Source organism: Limnofasciculus baicalensis BBK-W-15, assembly GCF_024178385.1.
GTDB lineage: Bacteria > Cyanobacteriota > Cyanobacteriia > Cyanobacteriales > Coleofasciculaceae > Limnofasciculus > Limnofasciculus baicalensis.
On sequence record NZ_JAMZMM010000466.1, the window covers coordinates 1 to 4055 of the forward strand.

Consider the following 4055-nt stretch of genomic DNA (forward strand, 5'->3'; position numbering starts at 1 on the left):
CAGACAAATTAAAAGCGTGACAGCTTATCCGCTATCTTGGCCGCTATGCTATCTTAATGGGAGGATCGCGGCTGAGATGGTTTAGAGGGTATATCGATCCAATTGGTAATGGTCTTGACAAGATAACTATCTTATGCTTCATTGATCTTGTTGAAACAATCTGAGAGAATTGTTATATAGTGTAAAGTTATATCTATTTGTGTTAAGTAAGGCAACAAGAAGTTGATTTTTCTTCAATATGGAATAAATAATTAAGAAAATCAATGTAAGGGTTGCATCGTTGCTGCCAATTTTAAGCCCAATGGAAAAGTAATGGCAATTACAAGTTGTTTATCAGAGTTTTCCCTACCCGAACTGTTTCAGTTCCTGGATCACGGAACCAAAACCGGGTTACTTACTCTACGCTTTCAGACAGACAGCCAAGAAAAAAGGGTACGTCATGCTCTATTGCACCAAGGACGTATTGTAGCAGTTACCAATCGCCTGGATCACCAATGCTTACTGGCAATGATTTGCCAACGGGGTTGGATTAGTCCAGAGGTGCTGCGGGAACAAGTGAACCGATGTCCAGCAAATATACCTATTGGTCTATACTTGAAGACTCATGGATTTTTGCAACCAGAACAGTTAAGATTACTATTTCACGCGCAAGTCCTGCGGCAAGTTTGTGGGTTGTTCAGGCTCAAAGATGCTCGGTTCAAATTTGATGCTAAAGCGACATTACCGACAACAGAAATGACGGGACTAAGCTTGAGCGCGACAGAAGCAACTCTAATGGGGTTGCGGGTATTGAGAGACTGGCGGTTATTAGCAGACAAGCTACCGGAAGCAACCTCAGCCCTTTCGAGAGTAGTAATTGGGAAGCGTCATTTGCGGTTAGATTCTTTGGAAGGACGAGTTTGGCAGTTGGCGAATGGATCGGTTACATTGAATGCGATCGCGACTCAGCTCAAACAACCCGTAGAAGTTATTCAACAGACGGCTTTTCGTCTCATCAGTGTGGGTTTAGTGGCAGAAGTGCCTATGCTAGTCCAGTCTCGCTCAAGAAGTGTGGCTCCTGAAGCACCTCAACCCGTCAGCCCAACAGCTAATAGTCCAAAGGAGACTACTAACGTGCCAGATTTAAGCAATTCCTTCATGCAAAACTTGCTAGGATTTTTGAGGAGTAGCAAGTAGGCGTGGAAATCATGCGTCTGGTTGTGACTGGCACAGTCGGTGCTGGTAAATCCACCTTCATCCGTACAGTCAGTGAAATTGCCGTTGTAGATACAGATAGAATCGCAACCGATGAAACAGCCATGTTGAAAAGAAAAACAACAGTGGCGATGGATTTTGGGCGCTTACAATTTGCCCCCAAAATGGCTCTGCATCTCTATGGTACTCCCGGACAGTCTCGCTTTGATTTTATGTGGGATATCTTGATTCGCAAGGCGCACGCTTATATAATACTGGTTGACGCTCATCGACCCAGCGCTTTTCGGGAAGCCCGAAAACTTTTAGCATTTATGCGCCAAAGGGTTGATATTCCCATGCTAATTGGTATAACTCATTCAGATTGCGAGGGCGCTTGGTCAATTGATAATGTAGCTCTCGCATTGGGTTTTGTGGATGAGAAAACTCGCCCTCCCTTTGTCATGCTCAATGCGAATCAGAAAGACTCTGTGATTGAAACCTTAATTATCCTAGTGGAACACTTCATCAGAACATCTTCGGTTTTTTAAGAAATTTTAAGTTATTAATCTAAGTGTTACTCTGGCGTGTATCTTCAAGAATTGAAGTCGCTTTTCAGGTTAAACCGAATACCCTAGAGGTAGGAGTTGCCCAAAAATAAAATATTAAGAAAAACTTAAATATTTAGGTATTGATTGGATTGCCTGATACATATCCCAATAACCTCTGGGAGAATACCCTTTAGCCTTCAATTTAACAGCCATGAGTATTATAGGGTGCATAACAGACTTTTCGTTACCAGAAATTTTCCACTGGGCGGAAAAAGGCAAGAAAAGTGGATTGCTGACATTACGTCCATTAGGAGACACTCAAGGAGTAGTGCAGTCAGTTCATTATATATGGATATTTCAGGGACGGATTGTAGCAGCAGCGAATAGATTAGATTATCAAGGTTTAGTATCGCTGATCGAAGAATCCCAATGGGTTAGCAATCGAGTTGTTGGTAAACTCATGGAGTGTTGTTGTCCAATAAATAAACCATTAGGGTTTTGTCTCAGAAATAACGGTGTTCTCGAAGTAAAACAACTCAAACAGCTATTTCAGCTCCAAGTATTACAGCAAGTCTCCGCCTTATTTCAAGTTAAGGATGCTGAGTTTAAATTTGACCAAAAGGTATCAATGCCGGGGCAGGAAATGACAGGATTGAGTATGTTGGCGACAGAAGCAACATTAATCGGATTGCGATACCTGAAAAACTGGGAAACTTTAGTAGATAAATTACCAGATACTGATGGAAGTTTAGTCGGGACAATTACCGATAAACCTAGCTATCAACTGACTCCTCTAGAATGGCAGATTTGGGAATACACAAAAGGAACTGTTTCTCTAAAAGCGATTGCTAGAGAATTGAGAGTACCTATAGAAAAAGTGCAGCAGATTGCCTATCAGTTCATCGCAGTTGGTTTAGCGGAAGAAGTTCCGTTATTTGTTAGTAAACCACCCACCCAATCCATGCCTAGTATAGCCAAAAACTCAACAGAAGAAAATGAGGAGGAAACAATCGGTCAATCATTTGTTCAAAATTTAGTAGGTTTCTTACGCAGCAATAAATCAAACCAATTATCGCTGACAACTTCAAGTTAATTTGTTGTTGGTTATTTGTTATTTGTTATTTGTTATTGGGACTTAAACAGATATCAACAATGGCTAAAGACCTATTTCACGATACAGTCAGACGCGGATTAGAAAAAGACGAATGGACAGTTACTGACGATCCGTTAGAACTGGAATTGGAAGAAATCACCGTCAAGATCGATCTAGGCGCGGAACGATTGATTGAGGAAATCGTCCAATGGATAAATTAGAAAAATAGCGATAATTTTCTTTAACATGAAGGAGAAAACTTAATGCAATCTGCTTTACGGATTGAAACAAAAGGTTTATAACCTGTTTTTGCCTTTGTGTCTGTTTAAGTCCCACTAACAGGGGCGACTGCTATACTTTACCAAAAACAAACAACTAACAACAAATAACTAACAACCAACAACTAACAACTAATCAGTAATTTCCTCTGGAGTCAAATGGGAATTTACAACCTCACCATCACGAAACAAAATAATACGATGAGTTAAACGAGCAACATCTGGCTCATGAGTCACCATCACAACAGTAATCCCACTATTATTCAATTCAGTAAAAATATCCATAACTTCAGCAGTGGTGCGAGAATCTAGCGCTCCCGTTGGCTCATCGGCTAAAAGCAAAACAGGTCTATTAACAATAGCACGCGCGATCGCAACTCGCTGTTGTTGTCCACCAGATAGTTGATTTGGCTTATTGAAGCTACGATTTTCCAATCCAACTCGCTTAAGTGCTGCCAGGGCACGCTCCCGTCGTTCCTTAGCAGGAACACCCGCATAAACCATCGGAAGCATCACATTTTCCATGGCAGTTAGTTGAGATAATAAGTGAAATTGTTGAAAAACAAATCCCAGCTTGAGATTTCTAATCCAGGCTAATTCATCATCGCCTAATTCAGAAACATCAACGCTATCTAAGTAATAGTGTCCTGATGTTGGTCGATCCAGACAACCGATAATATTCATAGCCGTAGATTTGCCAGAACCCGATGCGCCCATAATTGAGCAATATTCTCCCTGCTCTACTATTAGGTTAATAGTATTGATAGCTTTAACTTCCGTATTACCAATTCCGTAGATTTTGGATATATTTTCCAGGTGAATAATTTTGGGATGGTGACTTTGACTATCCATTGGTTGAACTAAAGGTTGCTGATTGGGGGATTGATTGGGTGCTAAAGGCTTCATTCCAGTAGGGTGCGTTACATAACGCACCCTACTATAGCAATATACTGTTTGTTTATC

The 4055-nt window shown here is 41.0% G+C and carries 4 protein-coding genes and 1 pseudogene; 4 read left to right on the forward strand and 1 reads right to left on the reverse strand.

What is annotated here, in order from left to right:
* The first annotated feature begins 312 nt into the window (after positions 1-312).
* The 4 genes and pseudogenes from NJ959_RS26610 to NJ959_RS26625 all read left to right on the forward strand — a co-directional run.
* On the forward strand, positions 313-1176 hold the full coding sequence (locus NJ959_RS26610) for a DUF4388 domain-containing protein (RefSeq protein ID WP_254014776.1): 864 nt from the start codon (positions 313-315) through the stop codon (positions 1174-1176).
* A 2-nt stretch (positions 1177-1178) separates the two neighbouring features.
* Positions 1179-1721, forward strand: coding sequence for a GTP-binding protein (locus NJ959_RS26615; protein WP_373693716.1), 543 nt, complete (start codon positions 1179-1181; stop codon positions 1719-1721).
* 211 nt (positions 1722-1932) lie between these two features.
* Positions 1933-2814, forward strand: a complete 882-nt coding sequence (locus NJ959_RS26620; RefSeq protein ID WP_254014777.1) for a DUF4388 domain-containing protein — start codon at positions 1933-1935, stop codon at positions 2812-2814.
* A gap of 59 nt (positions 2815-2873) precedes the next feature.
* Positions 2874-3008, forward strand: a pseudogene (locus NJ959_RS26625) (element excision factor XisH family protein); the annotation flags it as partial.
* A gap of 216 nt (positions 3009-3224) precedes the next feature.
* Here NJ959_RS26625 and NJ959_RS26630 read toward each other — a convergent pair.
* Positions 3225-3944 (reverse strand): ABC transporter ATP-binding protein, encoded by a 720-nt coding sequence (locus NJ959_RS26630; RefSeq protein ID WP_256529859.1) that lies wholly within the window; start codon positions 3942-3944, stop codon positions 3225-3227.
* Positions 3945-4055: the final 111 nt, after the last annotated feature.

Coding starts and splice junctions, on each gene's coding strand:
- NJ959_RS26620 (WP_254014777.1), top strand. CDS start 1,933: ATGAGTATTATAGGGTGCATAACAGACTTTTCGTTACCAGAAATTTTC.
- NJ959_RS26630 (WP_256529859.1), bottom strand. CDS start 3,944: ATGGATAGTCAAAGTCACCATCCCAAAATTATTCACCTGGAAAATATA.
- NJ959_RS26610 (WP_254014776.1), top strand. CDS start 313: ATGGCAATTACAAGTTGTTTATCAGAGTTTTCCCTACCCGAACTGTTT.